At 67.0% G+C, this 24,105-nt stretch carries 20 protein-coding genes; 8 read left to right on the top strand and 12 right to left on the bottom strand.

All coding sequences use genetic code 11. The features are described from left to right. Window positions 1-417 precede the first annotated feature (417 nt). The 9 genes from Q5H89_RS02550 to Q5H89_RS02510 form a co-directional block, all read right to left on the bottom strand. Window positions 418-1,095 (bottom strand): LuxR C-terminal-related transcriptional regulator, encoded by a 678-nt coding sequence (locus Q5H89_RS02550; protein ID WP_305017723.1) that lies wholly within the window; start codon window positions 1,093-1,095, stop codon window positions 418-420. 41 nt (window positions 1,096-1,136) lie between these two features. Continuing rightward, the gene (locus Q5H89_RS02545) at window positions 1,137-3,092 is read right to left on the bottom strand and encodes an ATP-binding protein (protein WP_305017722.1); all 1,956 of its coding nucleotides are present in this window, start codon (window positions 3,090-3,092) and stop codon (window positions 1,137-1,139) included. A 339-nt stretch (window positions 3,093-3,431) separates the two neighbouring features. Continuing rightward, window positions 3,432-4,748, bottom strand: a complete 1,317-nt coding sequence (locus tag Q5H89_RS02540; protein ID WP_305017721.1) for a lanthionine synthetase LanC family protein — start codon at window positions 4,746-4,748, stop codon at window positions 3,432-3,434. 9 nt (window positions 4,749-4,757) lie between these two features. Continuing rightward, entirely contained in the window at window positions 4,758-5,834 is a 1,077-nt protein-coding gene (locus Q5H89_RS02535) for a T3SS effector HopA1 family protein (RefSeq protein ID WP_305017720.1), read from the bottom strand. After that, window positions 5,831-6,946 (bottom strand): phosphotransferase family protein, encoded by a 1,116-nt coding sequence (locus Q5H89_RS02530; protein ID WP_305017719.1) that lies wholly within the window; start codon window positions 6,944-6,946, stop codon window positions 5,831-5,833. The genes Q5H89_RS02535 and Q5H89_RS02530 overlap by 4 nt, the downstream gene beginning before the upstream one ends. Before the next feature lie 158 nt (window positions 6,947-7,104). Next, window positions 7,105-8,385: a hypothetical protein gene (locus Q5H89_RS02525; RefSeq protein WP_305017718.1), complete on the bottom strand. Its 1,281-nt coding sequence runs from the start codon at window positions 8,383-8,385 to the stop codon at window positions 7,105-7,107. A 50-nt stretch (window positions 8,386-8,435) separates the two neighbouring features. Further along, window positions 8,436-10,157 (bottom strand): S53 family peptidase, encoded by a 1,722-nt coding sequence (locus Q5H89_RS02520; RefSeq protein WP_305017717.1) that lies wholly within the window; start codon window positions 10,155-10,157, stop codon window positions 8,436-8,438. A gap of 394 nt (window positions 10,158-10,551) precedes the next feature. After that, window positions 10,552-10,794: a hypothetical protein gene (locus Q5H89_RS02515; protein WP_305017716.1), complete on the bottom strand. Its 243-nt coding sequence runs from the start codon at window positions 10,792-10,794 to the stop codon at window positions 10,552-10,554. Then, on the bottom strand, window positions 10,795-11,157 hold the full coding sequence (locus Q5H89_RS02510; RefSeq protein WP_305017715.1) for an HBL/NHE enterotoxin family protein: 363 nt from the start codon (window positions 11,155-11,157) through the stop codon (window positions 10,795-10,797). It lies immediately after the preceding gene. 535 nt (window positions 11,158-11,692) lie between these two features. Between Q5H89_RS02510 and Q5H89_RS02505 the strand changes: the two genes are divergently transcribed. The 3 genes from Q5H89_RS02505 to Q5H89_RS02495 all read left to right on the top strand — a co-directional run bounded on the left by Q5H89_RS02505 (window position 11,693) and on the right by Q5H89_RS02495 (window position 14,324). Then, window positions 11,693-11,932, top strand: coding sequence for a hypothetical protein (locus Q5H89_RS02505; RefSeq protein ID WP_305017714.1), 240 nt, complete (start codon window positions 11,693-11,695; stop codon window positions 11,930-11,932). Between the two features lie 53 nt (window positions 11,933-11,985). Beyond that, entirely contained in the window at window positions 11,986-12,969 is a 984-nt protein-coding gene (locus Q5H89_RS02500) for an aspartate carbamoyltransferase catalytic subunit (RefSeq protein ID WP_305017713.1), read from the top strand. 77 nt (window positions 12,970-13,046) lie between these two features. Continuing rightward, complete coding sequence (locus tag Q5H89_RS02495) at window positions 13,047-14,324, top strand: dihydroorotase (protein WP_305017712.1); 1,278 nt, start codon at window positions 13,047-13,049, stop codon at window positions 14,322-14,324. Between the two features lie 75 nt (window positions 14,325-14,399). Here the strand turns inward: Q5H89_RS02495 and Q5H89_RS02490 are convergent, their stop codons facing one another. Continuing rightward, the gene (locus Q5H89_RS02490) at window positions 14,400-14,726 is read right to left on the bottom strand and encodes a Dabb family protein (protein ID WP_305017711.1); all 327 of its coding nucleotides are present in this window, start codon (window positions 14,724-14,726) and stop codon (window positions 14,400-14,402) included. Window positions 14,727-14,874: 148 nt separating this feature from the next. Here Q5H89_RS02490 and Q5H89_RS02485 point away from each other — a divergent pair, with 148 nt between their 5' ends. Next, window positions 14,875-15,657, top strand: a complete 783-nt coding sequence (locus Q5H89_RS02485; protein ID WP_305017710.1) for a DUF2490 domain-containing protein — start codon at window positions 14,875-14,877, stop codon at window positions 15,655-15,657. Window positions 15,658-15,663: 6 nt separating this feature from the next. Here the strand turns inward: Q5H89_RS02485 and Q5H89_RS02480 are convergent, their stop codons facing one another. Next, a complete protein-coding gene (locus Q5H89_RS02480) occupies window positions 15,664-16,152 on the bottom strand; it encodes a nucleoside deaminase (RefSeq protein ID WP_305017947.1) in 489 nt (162 codons plus the stop codon). 259 nt (window positions 16,153-16,411) lie between these two features. Here Q5H89_RS02480 and Q5H89_RS02475 point away from each other — a divergent pair, with 259 nt between their 5' ends. The 4 genes from Q5H89_RS02475 (at window position 16,412) to Q5H89_RS02460 (ending at window position 23,275) form a co-directional block, all read left to right on the top strand. Beyond that, complete coding sequence (locus Q5H89_RS02475) at window positions 16,412-18,619, top strand: penicillin acylase family protein (protein ID WP_305017709.1); 2,208 nt, start codon at window positions 16,412-16,414, stop codon at window positions 18,617-18,619. A 39-nt stretch (window positions 18,620-18,658) separates the two neighbouring features. Next, window positions 18,659-20,203 (top strand): T9SS type A sorting domain-containing protein, encoded by a 1,545-nt coding sequence (locus Q5H89_RS02470; protein WP_305017708.1) that lies wholly within the window; start codon window positions 18,659-18,661, stop codon window positions 20,201-20,203. A 93-nt stretch (window positions 20,204-20,296) separates the two neighbouring features. Then, on the top strand, window positions 20,297-21,694 hold the full coding sequence (locus Q5H89_RS02465; protein WP_449271976.1) for a PQQ-dependent sugar dehydrogenase: 1,398 nt from the start codon (window positions 20,297-20,299) through the stop codon (window positions 21,692-21,694). A 126-nt stretch (window positions 21,695-21,820) separates the two neighbouring features. Then, window positions 21,821-23,275, top strand: a complete 1,455-nt coding sequence (locus Q5H89_RS02460; RefSeq protein WP_305017707.1) for an amidohydrolase family protein — start codon at window positions 21,821-21,823, stop codon at window positions 23,273-23,275. 112 nt (window positions 23,276-23,387) lie between these two features. Here the strand turns inward: Q5H89_RS02460 and Q5H89_RS02455 are convergent, their stop codons facing one another. Then, entirely contained in the window at window positions 23,388-24,065 is a 678-nt protein-coding gene (locus tag Q5H89_RS02455; protein ID WP_305017706.1) for a hypothetical protein, read from the bottom strand. Window positions 24,066-24,105 lie beyond the last annotated feature (40 nt).

The following is a 24,105-nucleotide window of genomic DNA, read 5'->3' as shown; positions in this document are numbered from 1 at the left end:
GCGAGCGCCGCAGGCCGTAGCTGGCTGCTGAAACCCCGCAAGTGCCGGCCGGGCAGCGTCGCCCCTCTATGGCGCAGCAGGGTAGGGAAGAAGGAAAATGTGGGTGGTGGAGCTGCCCGGCAACACCGGCCGGTTTGCAGCGTTGCAACGAGCCCCGCCCCGGCGCAATCGGCTGGCAGCACCTGCCCGGCGCGGCCGCTGCGTCGGCGCTATTTAATTAGGGCGCGTTCGCGCAGGCGGCGAGCCGAAGGGCTCCCCCGGCCTCGAAGTAGCAGGGGGCAGCCAACCGGACCAATACGGGAGCAGACATGGCGCAAGCGGCAAGTGAGTAGCAGGCCGCCTTACAAAAGTTTTCTACTGGGCTGCTATATGCAATACCTACTTTTGGGTAATCCTTCCGGGGCCTTTCGCCGGGCTTCAGAAGCCATGCTCGTGGGCGAAGCGCACAAGCTCGGCCACGCTGTGCACCCCTAGCTTGTGCATTAGGTTGCGCCGGTGGGTGCTCACAGTCAGCTCCGCCAGGCTTAGGCGCTCGGCAATGGCCCGGGTAGAGAGCCCTTCCCGGACCAAGCCGATAATCTCCCGCTCCCGGGCCGAGAGTTGGTGCAGCCGCAGCAGCGCGTCGGCCGCCAGGTTGGCCGGGTTGCGGTCGGGCGGCTGCGTAAGAGGCGCTCCCGGCAATGGCCGGGCCCGCACCCGCGCCGGAAAGACGAGCTGGCCCGTGTGCACGGCCCGGATGGCGGCCAGCAGGGCCCCCGCTTCGGCCGATTTATCCAGAAAGCCATGCGCGCCGGCCGCCGCTACCTGCGACACCAGCACCGGCGAAGCCGCGCTGCTGAAAACCAGCACCCGCAGGGCCGGCCACCCGCGCCGCAGGCGCGGCAGCAGGGTCAGCCCATCCAGCGGCGGGGGCAGGTACAGGTCGAGCAGCACCAGGTCGGCGGCCGGGGGCGGCGTAGCGGCCAGAAAGCTCAGCAGCGCCTCGCCGGTGGCAAACAGCCCGGTTACTTCCAGGTCGGGCTCCTGCCCAAGCAGGGCCGCCAGGCCCCGCGTGAGCGTCGGGTGGTCATCGAGCAGCAGCAGGCGACAGGGCATAGCGCAAAGTATTTGATGATATTGACCTTAGGGTGAAGCCCTTACACGGGCAGCTCGACCGTAATAACCGTGCCGCGCCCCGGCTGCGTGCTAACCAGCACCTGGCCGCGCAAGTAGCCGGCCCGCGCCTGCACCCCGCGCAAGCCCAGGCCACCCCGCCGGGGGGCGGGGCTCCGCGGGTCAAACCCCCGGCCGTCATCCCGCACGGTCAGGCGCAGGCTGGCAGGGAGGCGCTGCACTTCCACGTGCACGTGCTGCGCCTGCGCATGGCGCAGGGCGTTGTGCAGCAGCTCGGCCACAATGCGGTAGGCCGCCTGCTGCATCGGCACTGGCAGGCTGGCGGTAGCCGGGTCGCAGTAACACGCGACCACCGGGCCATCATCGGTCAGGCTGAGCGTTTCCGTGAGCAGCACCACTGCCTCGGGCAGCGGGGGCTGCTCGCCCCCCGGCGGGTTGGGCAGCAGCGCCTGGCTGAGGGTGCGCACATCGTGCCGTAGCTGCCGCAGCAAGGCTTCGGTGTGTTCGTGGGCCTCCGCCAGCAGGGGCGGCGCCTGCGCCAGGGCCTGGCGCACCGAGCGGCCCTGCCAGGCCAGGTGCAGGGCGGTCAGGCCGGGAGCCAGGGCATCGTGCAGCTCCCGGGCGAGGGCCTCCCGCTCCTCATCCTGCGCCGCAATAAGGCGCTGCCCGGCCGCGGCTCGCTCGCGCAGGTGGCGCACCCGCCACGCCGCGTTCTGCCGCTGGGCGTTGCGATACCGAATTGTGAGCAGGATACTTAGCGTGAGCAGCTCCGCTGCCAGGCCCCAGGCCAGGGAGTTGGGCTCGACCAGGTGGATATTGACCCAGCCGGTGTGGTTGAGCAGAAAATTTCCGGTGCCGATGATGAAAAACAGGTAGGTAAACCCGTAGAGCCGCGCCAGCTGCCGCTGGGGGCGGCGGCCCCGGGCCCAAACCGTTGCCAGGATAAAGCAGCCACCCAGCAGGACCAGCCACAGCAGTACCTCCCGCCCATTATGGAGGCTAGCCAGTAGGCCGCGGGCGCGGGCCCGGCGGGCGGGCTCAACCACGAGCGCATAAAGTACCACGTAAAGCGCAGCCGTAGCGCTCAGGCCCCAGCTTAGCCGGTGCAGCCGGGGCCAGGCCTGGCGCAGGCGCAGAAACAGCGCCATAATGCGCAGGCCGCAAGCCATTGCCAGCAGTAGTATCCCGTACTGCCCTATTTGCCAGCCCAGCCCGTAGGCGCCCTGCGGCAGCAGGCCACCGTCCAGGCTGTCCTCCATCACCAGAAACCAGGTGCCTAGCAGCACGTAGGCCGCGTACCAGAGGTGAACCGGGTCGCGCAATAGGCTAAAAAGCAAAATGTTAAGCAGGACACTGCTGCCAAATAAGCCCAGCAGCCAAGACCAGTGGCTAGTGAAAAGCAGGGCGTACTCGTGGGTCATAAACCCTGCGGCCGAGGCAAAGCGGGTGGGCAGGTAGTAAGAGCCCGTTTGATTGTCGACGCACAGGTAAAGCACGGCGCGCTCGTGGGCATTCAACCAAAACGGCAGGCAGTAGGGGCGCGCCGGCAAGGGCCGGCGGGTTGCTACCAGGCGGCAGTTGGTGCCGGCGGCGTAGCGCGGCACTCCCCGGCCCGCCGGCTGCACAAACAGCGTAGCGCTGTCTACAAACGAGTAGAGGCTCCAGACAAAGCGGGTGCGTTGGGCGAGCGTATTGGCCACCACCGCCCGCAGCCAGAGCCGGTCCTGCGTAAAGCCCGCCTGAAAAACGCGGGCCGGGCCCATGGGCCTGAACTTGCCCGCCGCCCACAGCGCGGCCACCCCCGGCCCGCTGCCCGGCCCTGGGTCAGGGTCGAGGTAATAGGTAAGGGCGGGGCTGGGCAGTAAGGCAGTCGTATCCCGCAAAAACAGCGTGTCCGGCAGCAGCGGCTTCGGCTGGCTTAAGCCGGCGGTAGGCAGCAGGGCCAAACAGAGCCAGCACGCGAGCAAAATACGAGACATAAGCCACTAGCTCTCAGCAGGACTAACCCGGGCTGGGCTCCTTGAAGGCGCAAGTAACGCATTCGCCGGCTGCCGGCGCAATACCTACTTTTAGGTAGCTGGCCGCCCCGGCCCCTCCACCCAGAAAGCCTTGGCAGGAAGCTGGCGGATGACTGGTAGCTGCCCGGTGGCTACTGCCTCGCTAAATCAGCCGGGTACTGCAAAAAGCAAGCTATCGACCGCCCGGCGCCCTGTTTTTTAGGCGGCTCCCACTGTGGCGCCAGGTCAGCCCAATGCCGCCCGAATAGCTTGCTAGGGAGCTTGCGGGCCGCCCGCCGCCTGCTCGCGCCAGGCCCAGCGCTAGGGCAGCAGCTCGGTGGCCACCTGGCCGGGGCAGGCCAGCCGCAGGTAGAAGTAGCCGGTGCCGGCCAGGCCCAGCAGCAGGCCCGGCGTTTCTGCCATGCCCGGCGTGGCGCCCGAGGGGTCGTTTACACCACTAGGCCAGGCCAGGCCCGGGTAGTGGTACTTGGCGAGGCCATAGTTGCCCGCCGCCTGCGCCACCTGTGCATACAGCTCGCTGCCCAGCACCCGGCTGCCTTCCAGCATAATGTCGGCGTTGCCGGCCAGCCCGTGGCACAGGGAGAAATTGACGGGCGCCCCGGGGTTGGTAACGGCCTGGTAAATACTCCGGTGGGTGGTATTGAGGGCCACTTCGGCCTCCTGCCGGAAGCTGTCGTCGCCGGTGAGCTGCCAGGCCCGCAGGCGGCTCAGGGCAATGCCGGGGGCGCCGTGGCACCAGGCATCGGCGTAGGTGGGGGGCATGGCGGGGGTGGGGGCGGGGGCCAGCTCGCGCAGGTCGGGCCAGTTTTGCAGCTGCGCGTGGAAGAGGTTGCGCTCGAACTGAAAGCCCAGGTAGGCCGCCGTGCGGTAGGCGGGCTGCCCGAGGGCCTGGTGCAGCTCGAGCAGCGCCAGGGCAATGCCGGCCGCCCCGTGCGAGTAGCCGGTAAGGGCCGGCTGGCCGGGCAGGGCCGCCCAGCACCAGGCGGCCGGCTGCCGCTGCGCCCGCGCCAGCAGGAACTCGCCGCAGCGGCTGGCCGCCTCGGCCAGCCAGCCGGCCTCGGGGTGGCGGCGCAGCTGGCGCAGCAGCACCGGCACGGCCCCGGCCACCCCCGAAATCACGTCCAGCTCGAACTCCTGCGGCGGCTCGGCGCATACCTCGGCCAGCAGCTCCCAGCCGGCCGCCGTCCAGGCGGGCTGCTGGTGGCTTTCGCCCAGGCGCAGCAGCGTATCGGCCCGGCCCAGCGCCCCCGCGAAGTAGCCATAGCCCACGTGGCGGCTGCCCAGATGGGGGCCGGCCAGGGCGTGGGCCACGGCCCCGCCCAGCAGCTCCTGCCACAGCGGGTCGGGCTGCTGCTGGTGCAGCAAGCTCAGAAACCGCGCCACCCCCAGGGTACCGCCATACACGTCGGGGCCGCAGGCCCGCTGCGCTACCTGGTAGGCGCCGCCCACGGCCTCGGTGCTACCGCCCACCCAGGTGCAGCACGCCCCTTGCCAAAGGGCGGTGCGGGCCAGGTGCGCGGCAATAGCTTGGGCCACCGCCAGGTAGGCTAGCGTATCGGCAGCGCCGGGGGCCGCGGCGGCCGGGGCCGCGGTAAGTACGGGGGTAGGGGCAGACATATGCGGAAGCTACGCGGCACCCAGCCGGGCGAAGTCGTAGGGAAAGTGGGAGTTGGGGTTGCGGTAGAAATGGGTTTCGTCGAGGCCGCTCTTGGTGATGGCCCGCCGCATTTCGGCCAGCGCGTCGGCCAGGGTGGGCAGGTGCTTGTCGTGGGCGTTTACCAGGGCCTCGGCCAGCAGCGTGCAGCGGCTCATGCCGAAGCTCTGGCCCTGGCCGGGGTCTTCCGAAAACGACACCCCCGGCAGCAGCCCGCGCGTGAACAGCGGCCCCACGGCTTGCAGCTCGGGGCGTAGCGGCTCGAAAATAGCCGGCAGCAGGCGGGCGGCCAGGTTGAAATCGAACTTATCCAGGTACAGCACCGCGCTGTCGGCCCGGGTGTAGAGGGCCGGGTGGTTGAGGCACTTGAACATGAACGGCAGCCGGTAGCGGTTGAAGGTGCCCGTGAGTGCCTCCACCAGGGCCACCGCCCCCTCGAAGGTGATGTTAATGTAGACCCGCACCAGGCTGGCCTGGGCCGGCAGCACGGCCCGGCTGCGTACATGGTAAAACACGGGCTGGGCCGTCCGGTCTTCGCGGCTGATGCGCAGGCGCACCACGGCCCCCACGTGCGGGGTGGGGGCCTCGCCGGGGCCGGCCGGCTCCCACTGGCCGGGGGCCAGGGAGCGCAGCTGGCCGTTTTTGGTAACCCAGGCCGTGCCGTGCGCGTCCACCGCGTACACCGTCCAGGCCGGGTCGAAGCCGTCGGCGGTCTGGTTGGCAGCCGACAGGCGCTCTATACAGGTCTGGCGGGCGGCGGGCAAGGGCAGGGCCAGGGCGGGTGGCGTGGGGGCGCTGGTGCTGCCGGTGCAGTAGTAGGTGCCGTAGAGCACCTGCGTAAGGCAGGCCAGCAGCTGGGCGCGGTCCTGGTGGTCGTCGCCGGTGTTCTGCCCAAACTGCCCTAGCGGCTGGTGCCAGCGGGTGTAGGCCTGCGGGTAGGTCACGGGCACGGCCTGGCCGCGCAGCTCGTAGGTGTGCGCATCGAGCACGCGCAGCTGGCTGGCAATGGCGGCCAGCACGTCGGGGGTGGCGGGTAGGGTAGCGTTCATGCGGCCAGGGCTTCGGCGGGGGGGGCCAGGTGAGGCAGCACGGCGGGCAGGCCGCGCAGCAGGGCGTAACTGGCTTGCAGCAGCTTAGTGGGCGTGGGTTGCAGGGTGTCGGAGGCCATGCTTTGCTCGATGGCTGTTTGCAGCAGGCGGGCAGCGGCGTAGCGCAGCACCTTTTCCAGGGCCGGGCCGGCCGGGTCGAGGCCCATCAGGGCGGCGTAGCGCTGCCACAGGCGGCGCACGGCCGGCCAGGCCGGGGCCAGGTGGGCCAGCTCCACGCCCGGCACCAGCCCAAAGCCGGGGGCGCTCAGCACCGGGTCGTAGTGCACCACGCCGGCCAGGAAGCTTTGCACCAGCCCGCCCACATCCCAGAGCGGGTCGCCGATGTCAGCAATCTCCCAGTCGATGATGCGCAGGCAGGGGCCGTCGGCGGCGTTCAGCAGCAGCAGGTTCATCCACTTCACGTCGCCGTGCAGCAGGCTATTGCCGCCCCAGGCTTCGTGCAGGGCGGCCAACTCACGGCAAAAGTCGGCGCTGCTCTGCACGGCGGCCAGAGCGGGGTTAAGGCCCTGGGTGGTAGTGCGCAGCAGCTGCTGGGTGGTAGCCTCGGCCTGGGCCAGGGCCAGCACCCACGGCACCTGGCGCGGAAAAAACTGCACCGGCCGGCTGCGCAGCACGTCGCCGGGCAGGGCAAAGTGGTAGCTGGCCAGCAGCTCGGGCAGCAGCCCGGCCACTGCCTGGGGCAGGGTGCCGCCGTGCTGCCGGGCCACCTCCTCCAGGTTGGTGGCCTCGGCCAGGTACTCGGTCACCAGCACCTGCCGCTCGGCGTCGAAGCCGTAGTAGCCGGGCACGTAGGCGGCCAGCCCGGCTAGGGCCGGGTGGTTCTTGATGAGCCACAGGCAGGTGGCATCCTTTTGCAGCACGTAGGTATTGCTGGCATCGAAGCTGATGAGCTGCTTAACGAACAGGCTCGGGGCTTCGAGCCGCTGCACCCGAAAAATCAGGTTGCGGGTTTGCATCTGCGAGGCCACGTAGTCGCCGCGCAGCAGCGAGCCGGCCTCCAGAAAACCCTTGTCAAGCAAGTACCAGTGCAGCTGCGGTAGGGTTAGTCTCACGGAGAGGAAGCAAAAAAAGTGCGAAAGTTTCGGTGGCTAGCCAGGCTAAAACCTCCCCGCCCGGCCGGGCGGGGAGGTAGCCGAAATAAAAAGCCGCCGGCCAAGCTACCCCGGCTGCCCGCGCCGGCGTGGGGCAGCCGGGGTAGCTGGCCGGCCGGCTAGGCCGGCACGGTAACCGGGCACATGGGCGGCACCGAGGCGGGCGGCAGCTGGCAGTTCCAGGTGGGCTGGCACATGGGCGGCACCGTGGGGCAGTGCGTGGCCGCCGAAACCAGCTGGCCGCCGGCCGCCGGGCTACCCCCTACCTGGGCACCCGCTGCGGGCTGGCAGTAGGGCCACTGCGTGGGGCCATAGCATTGGGGCGGCACCGTGGGGCAGTTTGGCGGGGCCGAAAAGCCCACTTGCGCCGCCGGAGCCGGGGCGTTGGCCGGTGCCTCGGGGCAGTGCGGCGGGGCCGACAGCAGGTGCGGGCACTGGGGCGGCAGGGTGTGGCAGGCCTGCACCGTGGGGCAGTGCGGCGGGGCCGACAGCAGCGGCTGGGCCGCCGCGCCGGCCGGGCTATAGCAGTGAGGCCACTGCGTGGGGCCGTAGCACTGGGGCGGCACCGTGGGGCAGTGCGGCGGGGCCGACAGCAGGGTTTGCGCCTCGGCCGGGCCAGCCTGGCCGCCCTGGCCACCCCCGCAGTCGGGCGGAATCGAGGGCACGCGCACCCCCGTTTGGGTGGGCGGCAGGCAGTGCGGAAAGGCCGTGGCCGGCGGGGTGTACACGCCCCCCCCGGCCGGAGGTACCGCCCCGGTATTGCTGCCGGGGCAATGCGGCGGATACGAGAAATGCACGGGCGGCCCCACGGTGCCGGCCCCGGCCGGCGCGGGCGGCGGGCACTGCATAGTGATGCAGAAATTGGTAGTGGGCGGCAGCGTAAAGAAGGTAGTGGGCTGTATCGTGCCCGCGGCGCCCGGCCCAGGCTGCGGGCACACCGGCACCTGGGTGCAGAGCGTGGCCGCCGTATTCTGGTGCTGCGGCGGCTGCGCTACGGTCGTCGTCCAGGTATGAGGCGGCGGGCAGCCCGCTCCCAGCTGGGTGCACACGGTAGCGGCCGTGTGCATGCCCGCCATCGGGGCGGCCGGGGCCACCGGCCCGGTGCCGCCGCAGTAGGCCGTTGCCTGGCCCGGCACCTGCGTTACGCCGCAGTGCTGGGTAAAGGCCGGCGGGCAGCCGGCCCCTAGCTGGGTGCAAACGGTGGCCGCCGTATGCAGCGTGAATACTGTGGTAGGGTGCCCGCAGCCCAGGTAGCCGGTGTGCCCGATGGGGTGGCATGGCGGCCCCTGCGTACAGGTAGTGGCTACCGAGGGGAAGCCCCCCTGGGCCTGCGCCGGGGGTGGCCCCTGGGGGCACTGCGGGCCATAGTAGGTGGGGTAAACGGTGGTGGTAGGACTCATAAGAGTGAAGGGTGAAAGTGAGAAAAAATGCAAAGGCCTTTTGCAGTAAGTCAGGTAGTGGCCGGTGGCTCGCCGGCCGGCCCGGTCGGCGTTTCTTCATCCAGAGCGGGCGGGGTAGCCTCGGCGGCCGGGGGGGCGAGCAGCGTCGCGCCGGCATCTGGCGTGGGCGTGGGCGGGTGCGCCAGGGCCTGCAAGGCCGCCAGCAGCTGCTCGCCCACGGGGCTGCCCAGGCCGGTGCAGGGGTTCCAGACGGGGGCGGCCCAGTACAGCTGGTTGTTGCCCTGCGTGATGGGGCGGAAGACCACCGACCCGGCCAAGCCGTAGAGCACCGCGTTGAGGAAGCCCAGGCGGTAGCCCAGGCGCTGGCCCAGCAGCAGCACCAGCGTAGCCAAGAAGGGTGTGGCCGCGCTGGTGCCGCCCGCCACCACCGGCTGCCCGCCAAACACGGTGCGGTAGCCTTGCAGCAGGCTGGCATCGGCGGCCAGGTCGGGCACGCCCCGCCAAGGGCTGTGCTGGTAGGGATAGTGGCTGGCGGCCGCCTGCTGGTAGGCCGGCTGGGCATACAGCGTACTATAGCCGCCTCCCGTGGCCCACTGCCCGCCCAGCTCGTTCCACACCACCTCGGCCAGCAGCTGCGCGTCGGTGATGGTGGGCACGGTGCCCCCGCAGCCCAGCACCAGGGGGCTGGAAGCGGGCAGCGAAACGTTGGGCACCCCCAGCTGGTTGTAGGCCCCGTGGTCGGCCGAGGCGGCCAGCACCGTGATGCCCAGCATCGCGGCCAGATACAGCAGCTCGTTCATTTCCTGCACGTCGGCCGCCGGGTAGTAGTATTCCGACCCGGCCCAGCTCACCGACACCACGGCGGGGTGGTTGGCGGCATCGCCCACCACGGCCCGCAGCGCCTCCAGCAGCGTGCTGCCGTAGTACACCACCAGGCGGGCCTGCGGGGCCAGCGCCCCGGCCACCTCCAGGTCCAGGGCCACCTCCGCGTTGTCGAGCAGGCTAGTGGCGGCCGGGCCGGTGGGCGGGGGGGTACCCACCTCCACTATTTTCGGCTTCTTGAGGCCGGCCTCCGCAAAAAATTCCTTTAGGTCGCCCTGGTTGAGCTTGCCGCCCAGCTCCACAAAGCCGATGGTTTGCCCTTCGCCCGCCAGCCCGGCCGGGAAGGCGTAGGCGCGGGCCAGTTCCTGCGGGGTGTAGCCGGGGGGCATGGTGGTTGCGTGGTCGTCGGCGGGCGGGGGGCTGCCCTCGCCCGCTGGCAGCGGGCGGCGCAGGCGGGCCGGGCGGCGCGACTCGCGGCGCACAGGCCGCTCCAGGGGCTGCGCCTGCCGCACCAGGCCTGCCAGGGCGGGCGGCATCAGCAGGGGAGTAAGGCCCGCCAGAAACGGGGGCTGCCCCGCGCTCTGCAACACGGCCACGCGGGTGTGGAAGGCCTGCTCCACGGCCTGCACGGTGCCCGTAAGCGTGAGGCTGCCCGTGAGCAGGCAGCTGCGCTGCACCTGGAGCTGCCGGCCCTGGTAGTAGTCGGCTACGGTGGCCAGGTCGGCCGGGGTAGTGCCCAGCAGCTGCGTCAGCTCGTCGTGCGAGGGGTAGGTGCGCAGGTGGGGCGGCGCGCTCAGCAGCGCGGCCAGGCGGGCCGTCAGCTCGGGAGTGGCCGCCGGGCGGCGCAGCAGCAGCTCTACCGTGAGCAGCCGGGCGGGGTTGGGATAGCCCGCCAGCGTGCCCACCGCCTGCGGTGCCGAGCCCGGAATAACGAGGAAGGAAGGAGTCATGGGTACGGCTTGCATAACCTACAAATCACTTATTTTCAAGTTTTTAAACCGAAAAGCAACCGCTCCTGGCCGGCGCCCCCGCCTGGAGGTAAAAGTGCCTGGCCGCCCGGCGCAGGGGCACTGGGGCTAGCGCTGGTTCGCACGGGAGCGGCCGGGCCGGTCAGCGCCGCCGCTGGCGGGAGGCCGGGAGCGGCGGCGGCCGGCTAGCAACGGCAGCTTGCTGGCTGCGGGGGTATTTCAGGGTGCACACGCTCAGGCGGAGCGGGTCAGCGATTTCCTTGTTTAACCGGCCCCCGGCAACCCGGGGCGGCCCGCATACCGTCACACACCGGGGCGGGGGCGGCAGCAGGCCGGCGCAGCAGGTGCCGGCCTGCTGCCAAGCCTGGCGGGCGGGCTAGGCCCCGGCCTGGCGCCGCAGGGCCGGGGCATCGGCGGCGGTGCCGAACCCGGCCGCGGCGGCCAGCCAGGTCTGGCAGTCGGCCGGCACATCGCCCCAAAATTTGCTGGCCGCCATCACCTGGCTGGTGAAGAAGCCCGCCGACGGGGCCCCTGCCACGGTGAGCAGCAGCCCGAAGCCATTGGCCAAAGTGCGAAACTCCCGGGCCACGCCCTGCACCTTGCGCTGCTCGCCCTGCACCTACTGTTGCAGCGCCTGAATCAGGCGCTGGTTGGGGGCGAAGCCGCTCTGCGTGCCCAGCGCCACCGCCGCCGCGTGCAGCGGGTTATAAAGCTTGGTGAATAGCTCGCCAAACGTCACCACCCCTTGCAGCGTGTCCAGCACACTGCCGCTGTAAGTGTTGAGCCAGGCATTGGCGTGCCCCTGGGCCGTTGCCAGGTGGGTATTGAGGCTAGCCAGCGTGGGCACGGCCGGAATGGTCGGAAACTGCGCTTGGTTGGCGATGGCCTGCGCCGCGCTGTTGAGCTTTAAAAGCTGGCCGCTCGTGCCACTGCTGGCCGGGTTGAGCGCTTGGTTGGCCACGCTGAACTGGTGCGGGGCCACTGGAGGGTGGAGGTAGTGGGGGTCATGGAGCAGGAAAAAAAGGAAGGGCGAAAAGGCAGGCGGGCGAAAAAGCCAGCACCTGGCCTGCCACAAAGAGACGAACGGCCCTGCTTATCGCGCTAGCGTATATATACTTAACTTTCAAAACAGGTATTTTCACCTGGTAGCCCCGCCGCCTTCGTAGCCCCGCTGCGGCCACCGGCCACCTCGCCCGGCGCCAGGGCGTGGGGCCGGCCCTAGCCTGCTTTTTGGTCAGCGAATGCCGGCCCCGGCGGCTACTAGCCAGCATTGTACAGCGGCCCCCGCTGCGGGCCCCAGGTAATGCTGCTGCGGGAGGTAGAAGCCAGGCCCAGGCTCACTGCCGAGCGCGGGCCCAGGGGCATTCGGGCCCAGCCTTTGGCGCACACGAGCGGCCCGAAACACTTCCGCACGGCGCACCAAGCCGAGGGCTCGTTGCTCGCCCAGGCGCTGGCCTCCGCGAAAATCCTTGCCGAACATGCTCAAAGAGTACGTAACAATACCGTAGCTTTGCACCATGCTTCAACCAAAAAACCTGTTGATGAAGCGCGGAACCCTGCTCGGCCGGGAGCCGCGGGTGAGCCGGAAGGTCTTCGCCTCCATTGGTTTTCCCGATTTTGCCTTTGGTATTTCCGTTATTTTTTCTGCTTGCTGCCCCGCCACCGTTTCGGATTCCGAAACGGTTTTTTTATGCCCGCTGAGTTGGGCGGCCGCCGCGCCGCCAGGCAGCCTGCCCGCCGCAGGGCGGGGCCGATAAGCCTTCTTCTTATCCGTTTCAGCTAGTTAATCTCATTTTACCTCACTATCGGTATGGCACGTAAAGACCTGCTCGACATCGCCTCCCTCCACCGGGAGGAAATCGAGTTTTTGCTCGACCAATCCACGTCGTTCAAAAAACTGTTCTCCCACTCGGTGAAGAAAATTCCCGCCCTCGAGGGCAAGTCCGTGCTCATGCTGTTCTACGAGGCCAGCACCCGCACGCACTCCTCGTTCGAGGTCGCGGCCAAGCGCCTCTCGGCGGAAGTCACGAATTTCGACGTCGCCCACTCCTCCATCACCAAAGGCGAGTCGGTGCGCGAAACGATTGAGACGCTCCAGGCCATGCGCACCGACTACATTGTGGTGCGCCACAGCCACTCGGGCCTGCCCGGCATGATTGCCCGCCAAACCACGGCCTCGGTCATCAACGCCGGCGACGGGGCGCACGAGCACCCCACCCAGGCCCTGCTCGACGCCTTCACCATCAAGGAGAAATTTCCCGACCCCCGGGGCAAAAAAGTCCTCATCATCGGCGATATTCTGCACTCGCGCGTGGCGCGCTCCACTAGCACGCTGCTGCAAAAGCTGGGCATCGAGGTCGCTTACCTCGGCCCGGGCTCGCTGGTGCCCAAGTACGTGCCGGCCAGCATTCGCCGCTTCACCGACTACGAGGCGGCCCTGGCCTGGGCGCCCGATGTGGTGTACCTGCTGCGCGTGCAGCTGGAGCGCCAGGACGTGCAGTTTTTTCCCAGCGTGCGCGAATACCACCGGGTGTACGGCATCACTAATACCCGGCTGGCCGAAATCCGCGACCGCGGCCTCTACATCATGCACCCCGGCCCCGTAAACCGGGGGGTCGAGCTGTGCGACGCCGTGATGGACTACGAGCGCAGCCTCATCACCAACCAGGTCGAAAACGGCATCTCCATCCGCATGGCCGTGCTCGACTGGCTCACGCCGGGCGGGGAGTTTCCGAAGCAGGAATCGACTTATGCCACGCAGCAGCGGGCTGGCTCAAAGGCGGTTATATCATAAGCGCCGGCCGCGGCGGCGGCCTTTATCTTCCTTTATCTCTCCCATACCCCTAGCCGGTTTACAGCCATTATTACTTCATGCTTCTCCTTCAAAATGCCCGCATCGCTTCCGAACATTCACCCGTGCTTGCTGAGGGCGATGTTCTGATTGTCGAAGGAAAAATTCAGGACATCGGCCGCAGCCTGGCCATTCCCGAGGGCGCCCGGGTCATCGACGCGCGCGGCCGGGTGCTGATGCCGGGCATGTTCGATGCCCACGTCCATTTCCGCGCCCCCGGCTTTGAGAACAAGGAAACCATTACCACGGGCAGCGAGGCGGCCATCAACGGCGGCGTAACCGGCGTGGTGATGATGCCGAACACCCGCCCGGCCCTCGACTCGGCCACTACCGTGGCCACCGTGCTGGAAAATGCCAAGGACCGCTCGCGCATTCCGGTGTACACTTCCGGCTGCGTTACCAAGAACCGCGAGGGCCGGGAGCTGGCCGAAATTGAGGGGATGCGCGGCCTCGGGGTGAAGATGCTCACCGACGACGGCGACACCACCAACGACCCGGCGGTGCTGCTGCGGGCCATGCAGTACGCCACCGAGTTCGGGATGTTTTTCGCCAGCCACTGCGAGGTGCCGGAGCTGGCCGGGCCGCGCGCCCTCAACGAAGGGGTGATGAGCTACCGGCTCGGCATCAAGGGCTCGCCGGCGTGCGCCGAAGAGATTATTATCGACCGCGACATCCGGCTGGCCCGGGCGGCGGGCGCGCACGTGCACATCCAGCACGTGTCGAGCAAGCTCGGCATGGAAACCATCCGCTGGTGGAAATCGCGCGGCGATGTGCAGGTGACGGCCGAAGTGGCCCCGCACCACCTGCTGTTCACCGACGAGCACATCGGCGACTACGACACCAACTACAAGATGAACCCGCCGCTGCGCACGCAGGCCGATTGCGACGCCCTGCTCGAAGGGCTCATCGAGGGCGTCTTCGACCTCATTGCCACCGACCACGCGCCGCACACGCCGTTCGAAAAAGCCCAGGATTTCCTGAGCGCGCCCAACGGCATCACCGGCCTGGATACGGCCCTGGTGTCGCTCCACCACTTCTTCGTCGGGCCCGGCAAATTTGGGTGGGACCTGGTGGTGAAGCGTTACTCGGCCGAGCCCCGCCGCCTGATGGGCCTGCCGGTGCCCGCCATCGAAGTCGGTCAAGAAGCTAATTGCGTGCTGTTCGATACCGAGGCGGAAACGACCTTCACGCGGGACTTCATGAAATCCAAGTCCCAGAACACGCCCTTTATCGACCAGACGCTGAAAGGCCGGGTAGACCTGGTGCTTTTAGGGTCGGAAATCCTGCTGGAGCGCTAGCCATCCGCTGCGCAGTGGCAAGGCGCACCATTCCTGACCAGCGGCGTAGGCTGGGCCCCGCCCGTGGGGCTAGCCTCAGGCTGTGGGGCCCACCGCGTCGTAGATGACGACTTTTTCCCAGTAGCGCGCATACTGGTTTCGAAAATCATCGTGAATCGGGTGCTGCTGGTAGTTGAGTTCCGCCTCGGCGCTCTCAAAAAAGCACAGCCACGAATAGGTATAGGTGCGCTCGATAACGGCGCGGTTGGTGGCGGCCGGCGTGCCGATGTGGGCCAGCCTGATGGCCGGAATGCCCCGCAGCATCTGCAACCCTTCCAGCAGCTTGGCGCGGTCGGCATCGCTGGCGGTGGCGGGCAGGTAAAACAAGACGTGGTGCACAAAAACGTCGGCAGGAGTAGGCATGGCGGGGGAGGTGGCAGGAAAGAAATACGCACCCAGCGGCCCAAACGACCGCTGGCGAAAGCAAAGTACGGCGAGCCAGCCTCTTTACGTGATTGGGCCGCCCGGCCGCGCCGCCAAACCCCTGGCCCCGCCCGGCTGTTAGCCCAGCGTGATAAAGCAACTACTACTGCTGGCCGGGCTCGTGGGGGCGGCAGCCCCCGCCAGCCACGGCCAGTCGGCGCGGCTCAACGATTTTCACAGCCTGGCCTGGCTCGTGTATGTGGGCGACCACAAGGTGGCCGACAAGTGGGCCATCCACACCGAGTACCAGTGGCGGCGCGTGGATTGGCTGCGCGACCCCCAGCAGCAGCTAGCCCGCCTGGGCCTCGTGCGCACCCTCTCGGCGCGGGTGAAGGCCTCGGGCGGCTACACCTACTTTCAGAGCCACCGCTACGGCCAGTACGCCGAAGTGCCCGGCCAGGCCACCCCCGAGCACCGCCTCTACGAAGACGTGTCGCTCGCCGACAGGCTCGGGCGCGTGGGCCTGAGCCAGCGCATCCGGCTGGAGCAGCGCTGGATAGGCGCCCGCGGCCCCACCGGCGAAGGCCCCGTGGAGCGCTGGGAATACCAGAACCGCATTCGCTACCAGCTCGAAGCCGAGCTGCCGCTGCAAGGCGCCAGCCTCGACGATAAGGAGTTCTACCTCACGGCCTTCGACGAGCTGTTCATCGGCTTCGGCCAGAACGTGGGCCAGAATGTATTCAACCAGAACCGCCTCTCGGGCGGGCTAGGCTATCAGTTTACCGATAATGCCAAGCTGGAGCTGAACTACCTCTACCAGGTGCGCTCGCACAGCGAGCCCGACGCGGCCAGCAGCCAGCCCGTGGTGGAGCTTAATAATGGCCTGCGGCTGAACGTGGTATACAACCTCGACTTCACAAAGAAGTCGTAGCCGCCCCTAGTAGTCGATGCGGTTCTCGCGGGCGGCCCAGGCCTGAAACGACACGAGCGCCTCCTCGCGCAGGAACTGCTGCATGGGCAGCTGGCGCTCGGCCAGCGGCTTATCTATCTCATCGTAGATAAACTGGTCGTCGAAGCCAATAGCGGCCGCGTCGGCCTTGGTATTGGCGTAGAACACCCGCGCCGGCCGGGCCCAGTAGATGGCGCCCAGGCACATGGGGCACGGCTCGCAGCTGGTGTAGAGGTCGCAGCCCGCCAGCTGAAAGGTGCCCAGCGCCTGGCACGCCTTCCGGATGGCATCGACCTCGGCGTGGCAGGTGGGGTCGTTGGTGCTGGTCACCTGGTTGAAGCCGCGCGCGATAATCTGCCCGTCCTTCACTACCACCGCGCCAAACGGCCCGCCCCGGCCCGCCTGCATATTGGTGAGCGAAAGCTCGATGGCTTCGCGCATAAACTCGGGGCTAGGGGGTTGAGGTGCGCTGTTCATATTTTTCACTTCTTGAAAATCAGTTTTTTACTGCCGCTAAAAAAGAAAATCTTTGTTTAGCCGGAATCTTTTGCCCGGTTGTTTGTTCTACCTGCGTGAAAGAATAGTTTTTTAAGGTGTTTTGGTTGGAAAGGCGAATGGCTCTGCTATTCGCCTTTTTTCATGCCCGTTCGCGGCCCCACCTCACCTGGCAGCCGGGCAACCTAACTTGCCGCCGGGCCGACCTTGGGCAAAATTACAAGCCCCGGCCCGACTGCTGATGCGCCAACTCTCTACGCTCCTCTTGCTGCTGGCCGCTACCGGCGCCAGCGCCCAGGCTTTTACCCCCGCCGAAATGGCCCGCTGGCAGCGCCAGGCCCGGCGCATCAGCATCGTGCGCGATACCTGGGGCGTGCCCCACATTGCGGGCAAAACCGACGCCGACGCCGTGTTTGGCCTGCTCTACGCACAGTGCGAGGACGATTTTGCGCGGGTTGAAGACAACTACCTCACCGCGCTGGGCCGCCAGGCCGAGGTGCGGGGCGAGGAAGCGCTCTACGAGGACCTGCGCCAGCGGCTGTTCCTCGATTCGGCCCGGGCCGTGGGCATTTACCAGCGCAGCCCGCGCTGGATGAAGGACCTGCTGCACGCCTTTGCCGACGGCACCAACTACTACCTGGCCACGCACCCCACCGTGCGGCCCCGCCTGCTGCACCGCTTTCAGCCCTGGATGCCGCTGCTTTTCAGCGAGGGCAGCATTGGAGGCAACGTGAGCGTGGTGCCCCTGGAGCGGCTAAAGGCCTTTTACAGCCAGCCCAAAAAGACGTCGTGGCAGGCGCCCTTCCCGCCGCCGGCTCCCTGGCGGGCTGAGGACGAGCCGGTGGGCTCCAACGGCTTCGCCATTGGGGCCGGCAAAAGTGCCAGCGGCCATCCGCTGCTGCTCATCAATCCGCATACCTCGTTCTACTTCCGCTCGGAGGTGCAGCTGACCAGCGCCCAGGGCCTCAACGCCTACGGCGCCGTAACGTGGGGGCAGTTCTTCATCTATCAGGGCTTCAATGAGAAGTGCGGCTGGATGCACACCTCCAGCCAGGCCGACTCGATGGACGAGTACCTCGAAACGGTGGCCCAGCAGGATGGCAAGTACGTGTACCAGTACGACGGCCAGCCGCGGCCCCTGGCCACTGATACGCTGAGCTTGGTGTACCTCAAGGATGGCCAGCGGCACCGCCGCACCTTCACCACCTACCGCACGCCGCACGGCCCGGTAGTGGGCCAGCAGGGCGATAAGTGGGTGACGGTGCGAATGATGAACACGCCCCTCGAAGCTCTGGAGCAGAGCTACCTGCGCACCAAGGCCCACGACTACGCCAGCTTCCGGGAGGTGATGCGCCTGAATGGCAACGCCTCCAACAACACCGTGTTTGCCGACAACACCGGCACCATTGCCTACTGGCACGGCAACTTTATGCCCCGCCGCCCCACCGGCTACGACTGGAGCCAGCCCGTGGATGGCAGCACCCGGGCCACCGAGTGGCAGGGCCTGCACAAGGTAGAGGAACTGGTGCAGGTGAAAGACCCCGCCAGCGGTTTTATCCAGAACTGCAACTCGACGCCCTACACCGTGGCCGGCCCCGCTAGCCCGGCCAAAAGCCAGTACCCCAGCTACATGGCGCCCGATGCCGAAAACTACCGGGGCATCAATGCCGTGCGGGTGCTGAGCCGCAAGCAGCAGTTTACGCTCGATACGCTGATTGCGGCGGCCGATGACCCGCACTTGGCTGGCTTCGAAAAGCTGCTGCCCTCGCTGCTGCGCGACTGCCAGCTGCTGCTCGACGAGCCCGGCGGCACGCTGCCGCCCGGCGTGGAAGCCGCCCTGCCCGTGCTGCGCGCCTGGAACCTGAATTACAGCAAAACCTCGACCGCCCAGACGCTGGCCATCTACTGGGCCGAGCGTATGCAGCGCCTGGCCCGGCCCCGCCTGCCCGCCGGCCCGGCCCCCGATTTTATCAGCTTCACCACCTTCATCATCGAGCACACCACGCCCGAGGAAAAAGCCATTGCCCTGGCCGAAACCCTGGCCGAGCTGACGCGCGATTTTGGCGCCTGGCAGGTGCCCTGGGGCGAGGTAAACCGCTACCAGCGCCTGACGGGCAAAATCGACGAGGTATTTGACGACCAGCAGCCGAGCCGGCCGGTGGCCTTCACCTCATCGGCCTGGGGCTCGCTGGCCGCGTTTGGGGCGCATACCTACCCAGGCACCAAAAAGCGCTACGGCGGCGTGGGCAACAGCTTCGTGGCGGTGGTCGAGTTTGGGCCCCGCGTGGTGGCCCGCTCCGTGGTGACGGGCGGCCAGGCCAGCCAGCCGGCTAGCCCCCACTTCCGCGACCAGGCGCCGCTGTATTGCGAAGGCCAGTTCAAAGACGTACTTTTTTATCCTGAAGACGTGGCCAAACACGCGGAGCGCACGTACCACCCAGGTGAGTAGGGCGGCGGGCCTTACCGCTTGATTATCTTGCCCCTAGCTATGAAAATTCTCTATATCCTGGCCCTGCTGCTGGGCCTGGCCGCCGGGGCCGGTGCGCCGGCCCGGGCCCAAACTACCGCCACCACCTGCGGCAGTGGCCGCTACGCGGCCGACGTGTTTGCGGCCGTTACCAAAACCACCGGCATTGTGTACGGTCAGAATTCGGTGGTGGATTACAGCAACAACACCTCCACCCTGAAGACGCTGGCGCTCGATTTTTACGAGCCCACCGACGACCCGGCGCCCCAGCGCCCGCTGATAATCTTCGCCTTCGGCGGCTCCTTTGTGAGCGGGCAGCGCACCGATATGGACGACCTGTGCCAGGCTTTCGCCCTGAAAGGCTACGCCACGGCCACCATCGACTACCGCCTGGTGGCCCCTAACAGCGTGTTTACGGTGTTATTTACCCCCGCCCTGCTGGCCGATGAGATAGTGCGCGCCAGCAGCGACATGAAGGCGGCCGTGCGCTTTTTCCGGCACGATGCGGCCACGGCTAATACGTACCACATCGACCCTAGCAAAATTATCGTGGCCGGCTACTCGGCCGGCGCCATCACGGCCCTGCAAACGGCTTACATCGACAGCGATACCGAAGACCCCACCTTCACCACCGCCTACCAGAACAACGGCGGCCTGGAAGGCAACACCGACCTGCCCGCCCCCGACCAGCTGCTACCCACCTACAATGCCCGCGGCCTGGCCGGAACCTTCAGCCTGGCCGGCGGCGTGGCCACGCTAGGGGTGGTGAGCGCGGGCAACCCGCCCCTCTACAGCGTGCACGGCGACGCTGACCAAGTGGTGCCCTACGGCTACGGCAGCGTGTACGGCACCTCGTATAAGCTCTACGGCAGCGGCGCCATTCAGCCGCAGGCCACGAGCGTGGGTATTCTGAATCAATTGCTTACCCTGGCCGGGGGCGACCACGCGGCCCCGCGCGCGGCGGCCAGCCGGGTGGCTATTAATACGGCGGCGGCCGCTTTTTTTCAGCCCCTGGTGTGCACCGCGCCGCTGCCCGTGCAGCTGGTCAGCTTTACGGGAGAGCTAGGGGCCGGGCCGGCCTGCGCGGCTACGCTGGCCTGGCGCACGGCCAGCGAAGTGCAAAGCCAAAGCTTTGAGGTTCAGGCTTCAGTCGACGGGCAGGCGTATGCCCCGCTAGGCACCGTGCCCAGCCAAAACCGGCCGGCCGGGGCCGCCTACACCTACGCGGCGGGGCCGCTGGCCGGCACCCGGTACTTCCGCCTCAAAATGCTGGACCGCGACGGCACCTACACCTACAGTCCGGTGGTGACCCTGGCCGCCACCTGCGCCCCCGGCCAGCTGCTGCTAGCCCCCAACCCCGCCCACAACGAGGTGCAGGTGAGCGGCCTGCCCGCCGGGGCTACCCGCCTGCTGCTTTATAATGCTACCGGCCAGCGCGTGCTGGAGCAGCGCGCCACCGGCCCGGCCAGCCTAAGCCTGGAAGGCTTGCCGCCGGGCATTTACCTGCTGCAAGCCGTGGGCGAAAGTGGGGCCGCCCGCAGCACTGCTCGCCTGGTGAAAGAGTAGCGTACGCTGCCCGCCAGGCAACCAATACGGGGCACCGCAGTAAAATGAAGAAATTCTGAGGGGCCGCCTCCGGCCCGCTTTTCATTTTACGCCATGATGTCTTCGAAATATACCGCGCTGCTGCCGGCGCTAGGCCTGCTGGCCGCGTGCAGCAGCGGCCCCAGCCAAGAGGAAAAGCAAGTGGCCCAGGCCGATAACCCGGCCCAGACCATTACCACGCCCAAGGATGAGACGGTGCACCTGCCCGCGCCCTACGCCACCAAGTCGGTGAGCAAGCGCGTGGATATCATCGACTGGCCGGCGGGCAAAACGCCCACCGCCCCGGCCGGCTTCACAGTGAGCGAGTTTGCCGGTGGGCTGCAAAGCCCGCGCTGGGCCTACGTGGCGCCCAACGGCGACATTCTGGTGGCCGAGGCTGCCACTCTGCCCAAAGGCACCAAGAAGCAGATTGCCGCCACGCTGGGCCTCGATAAGTCGCGCTCGTTGCAGCGCACCAGCGCCAACCGCATCACGCTTTTCCGCGACACCAATGGCGATGGCAAGCCTGACCTGCGCTCAGTATTCCTGGCCGACCTCAACCAGCCCTTCGGGATGCTCGTGCTGGGCAACAGCTTTTACGTGGCCAATACCAATGGCGTGCTGAAGTTTCCGTACCAGCCGGGCGACACTAAAATCACGGCCAAGGGCCAAAAAATTCTGGACCTGCCCGAGGGCGGCTACAACAACCACTGGACCCGCAACTTGTACTCGAGCGCCGACGGCAAGACGATACTCGTCACCGTGGGCTCGGGCTCGAACGTGATGGAGCACGGCCCCGCCAACGAGCTGCGCCGGGCTAACATTCTCGAAATCAACCCCGACGGCACGGGCGAGAAAATCTACGCCAGCGGCCTGCGCAACCCCATCGGGCTAGCCTGGAACCCGGAAACCAAGGCCCTGTGGGTGGCCGTAAACGAGCGCGATGAGCTGGGCGACGAGCTGGTGCCCGACTATATCACGAGCGTGAAGCAGGGCGGCTTCTACGGCTGGCCGTATGCGTATTTCGGCCCCAATGAGGACCCGCGCCGCAAGGGCGAGCGCCCCGACCTCGTGCAAAAAGCCATTGTGCCCGATGTGCCGATGGGCCCGCACGTGGCCGCGCTGGGCCTCGCTTTTTACGATAAGAAAGCCTTCCCCGCCAAGTACCAGAATGGGGCCTTCGTGGGCGAGCACGGCTCCTGGAACCGCTCGGCCTACTCGGGCTACCAGGTGGCGTTTGTGCCCTTCCAGGGTGGCAAGCCGGCCGGTAAGCCCGAGCCTTTTCTCACGGGTTTTTTGGTGGGCGATGGCTCAGACAAAGCCTACGGCCGCCCCGTGGGCGTAGTAACCCTGCCCGACGGTGCCCTGCTCGTGACCGACGACGCCGGCAACAAGCTCTGGCGCGTGAGCGCCGCTAAAGCCACGGCCGCCCAGCCTAAAGCTAAAGCCAGCCCTAGCGTGGCCAGCCGCTAGCCCCCGGCTAGCCCCGTGTAAACGCCCCGGCCCTGCGCACTTTTGCCGCAGGGCCGGGGCTTTTTGCGGCCGGCCGGCCACGAACGCCCGCGCCTCCCGACCTTAGCTGCCTAGCCCTGCTGTTTTATGACAAAGCCCTGCTTTTTACGTCTGTTGCTAGGCCTGCTGGCCGGGGCCGCGCCCGTTGCTGCCAGCCAGGCCCAGGCGCCGGCCGCGCCGCCCGCCTTCACGCCGCAAGTCAAAGAGTTTATTAAAGTGAGCGCGCCCGTAGTGGCCCTCACCGATGCCAAAGTCATCGACGGTACCGGCCGGCCGGCGCTGCTGCACCAAACCGTGGTGCTGCGAGGCGGCCGCATCGAGCAGGTGGGGGCTAGCAAAAAAGTGAAGGTGCCGGCTGGCGCCGAGATTATCAATTGCGCCGGCAAAACGCTAATTCCCGGCTTGGTAATGCTGCACGAGCACCTTTACTACACCATGCCGGCGGGTGGCCTCTTCAACATTGCCCAGATGCCGTACTCGTTTCCGAGGCTCTACCTGGCGGGCGGGGCTACTACCATTCGCACGGCGGGCAGCATCGAGCCGCAGACCGATTTGGCCATTCAGCGCCTCATCGGCGAGGGCAAATTCATCGGCCCCGACATGGACGTGACCGCCCCCTACATGGAGGAGCCTGGCATGGATATCCCGGCCCTGAACACCATTAAAGGGCCCGCCGATGCCACCGCCAGCACCATGTTTTGGGCCGATAAGGGCTGCACGTCGTTCAAGATGTACATGCACGCCACCCGCGCCGACCTCGCCGCCGTGGTGCGCGCGGCCCACGCCCGCCAGCTCAAGGTAACCGGCCACCTCTGCGCCATCACCTACCGCGAGGCCGCCGAAATCGGCATCGACAATCTGGAGCACGGCTTCATGGCCAGCTCCGATTTTGCGCCCGGCCACGTGGCCGATGCCTGCGACTACCCCGCCGCCCGCCAGGGCCTGCTGCGCCAGCCGGCCAACAGCCCCGCCGTGACGGACCTTATCAAGTATCTGATTAGCAAGAAGGTGGCCTTAACCTCCACGCTGCCCGTGTTCGAGCCCTACACCGGCCGCGAGGTGGTGCTGGGCGGCGGCCTGGAGGCGCTCATACCGCAATTGCAGGAGCGCGAAACCAAGACCTGGCAGGCTAGCCAGGGCAAGGACTCGGCCAGCGTGGCGCTCTTCAAAAAGGAGCAGGGCTGGGAAAAGCAGTTCTTCGACGCGGGCGGCCTGCTGGTGGCCGGCACCGACCCCACCGGCGCGGGCCGCACCATTGCGGGCTACGCCAACCGCCGCGAAATAGAGCTGCTGGTCGAGGGTGGCTTCACGCCCCTGCAAGCCATCCAAATCTGCACCCTCAACGGCGCCAAATACCTGGGCCGCGACCGCGAAATCGGCACCATCGAGGCCGGCAAGCAAGCCGACCTGGTGCTGGTGAACGGCGACCCGGAAAAAGATATCCGCCAGCTGCGCCAGATGGAAATTGTCTTTAAACACGGCGTGGGCTTCGATTCGCCCCGGCTGTTTGAGTCGATGAAGGGGAAGGTGGGGCTGAATTAGCTGATTTAGCTACAAAAGAAAACGTCTGTCATGCTGAGCTTGCCGAAGCATGACAGACGTTTTTTAAATAGAGCGTGCTATTCTAAGAAGCTACTACTTCGAAAGCAGCTACTTACGCAGCCGGCAGCGTGGCCTCGTAGGTATCGGCAAACTTGAAGTCTTCGAGCCAATAATCCGAGCTGATGATGTCGTACACTACGCTGTCGGCCGTCTTTTCGCTGGGCGTGAACTGCCACAGAATCGAGGCTGCTTCGGGAAACTCGCCGCCCGCCACCTGGTCGCTGAACAGGCGGTGCAGCAAGGCGCGGTCGGAGAGGCCGGGGGCTAGCAGGCGCAGCAGCGTAGCGGCGGTGGCGTGGTCGAGGGCGGCCAGGTCGTCGGGGCTGGAGGCGGTGATTTTTACCTTGAACTCGACGGCCTGCGGGTGCGGAAACTTGCCGTTGTAGGCGTCATAGAGCAGCTGCGTGGCGTTGAAGAATTTCTGGTGCAGCGCAAAATTGGGGTTCTCCTCCCACAGCTTTTCGGTCTGCATCTGGTGGGCTAGCTGGTCAATCTGGCCTTTGGTAAGCTCCTCGGCGGCCGTGTAGGTCAGCACGGCTTCGGCGGCCTCGGCGGGCTCCAGGTCGGTGAGGGCCATCTTCGTCATGTCGGCCAGCTCGGCCGGGGCGATGGCCTCCGGGTTTTCGTAGTCAATCTGATTGAGCAGGGCCAGGTAATCGGCAGACTGCCAGGCATTAGGAAGTTCCGAAAGGTGCTGAAAAGAAAGGCGTTCGACGGTGAAAGCGGGCATTGCAAAATGGGCGCGGGAAAAAAGCGACCGCCTGCATTTA

It is taken from the genome of Hymenobacter cheonanensis, from assembly GCF_030581075.1.
In the GTDB taxonomy this organism is placed as follows: domain Bacteria; phylum Bacteroidota; class Bacteroidia; order Cytophagales; family Hymenobacteraceae; genus Hymenobacter.
This window is presented reverse-complemented; position numbering and strand designations above follow the sequence as displayed.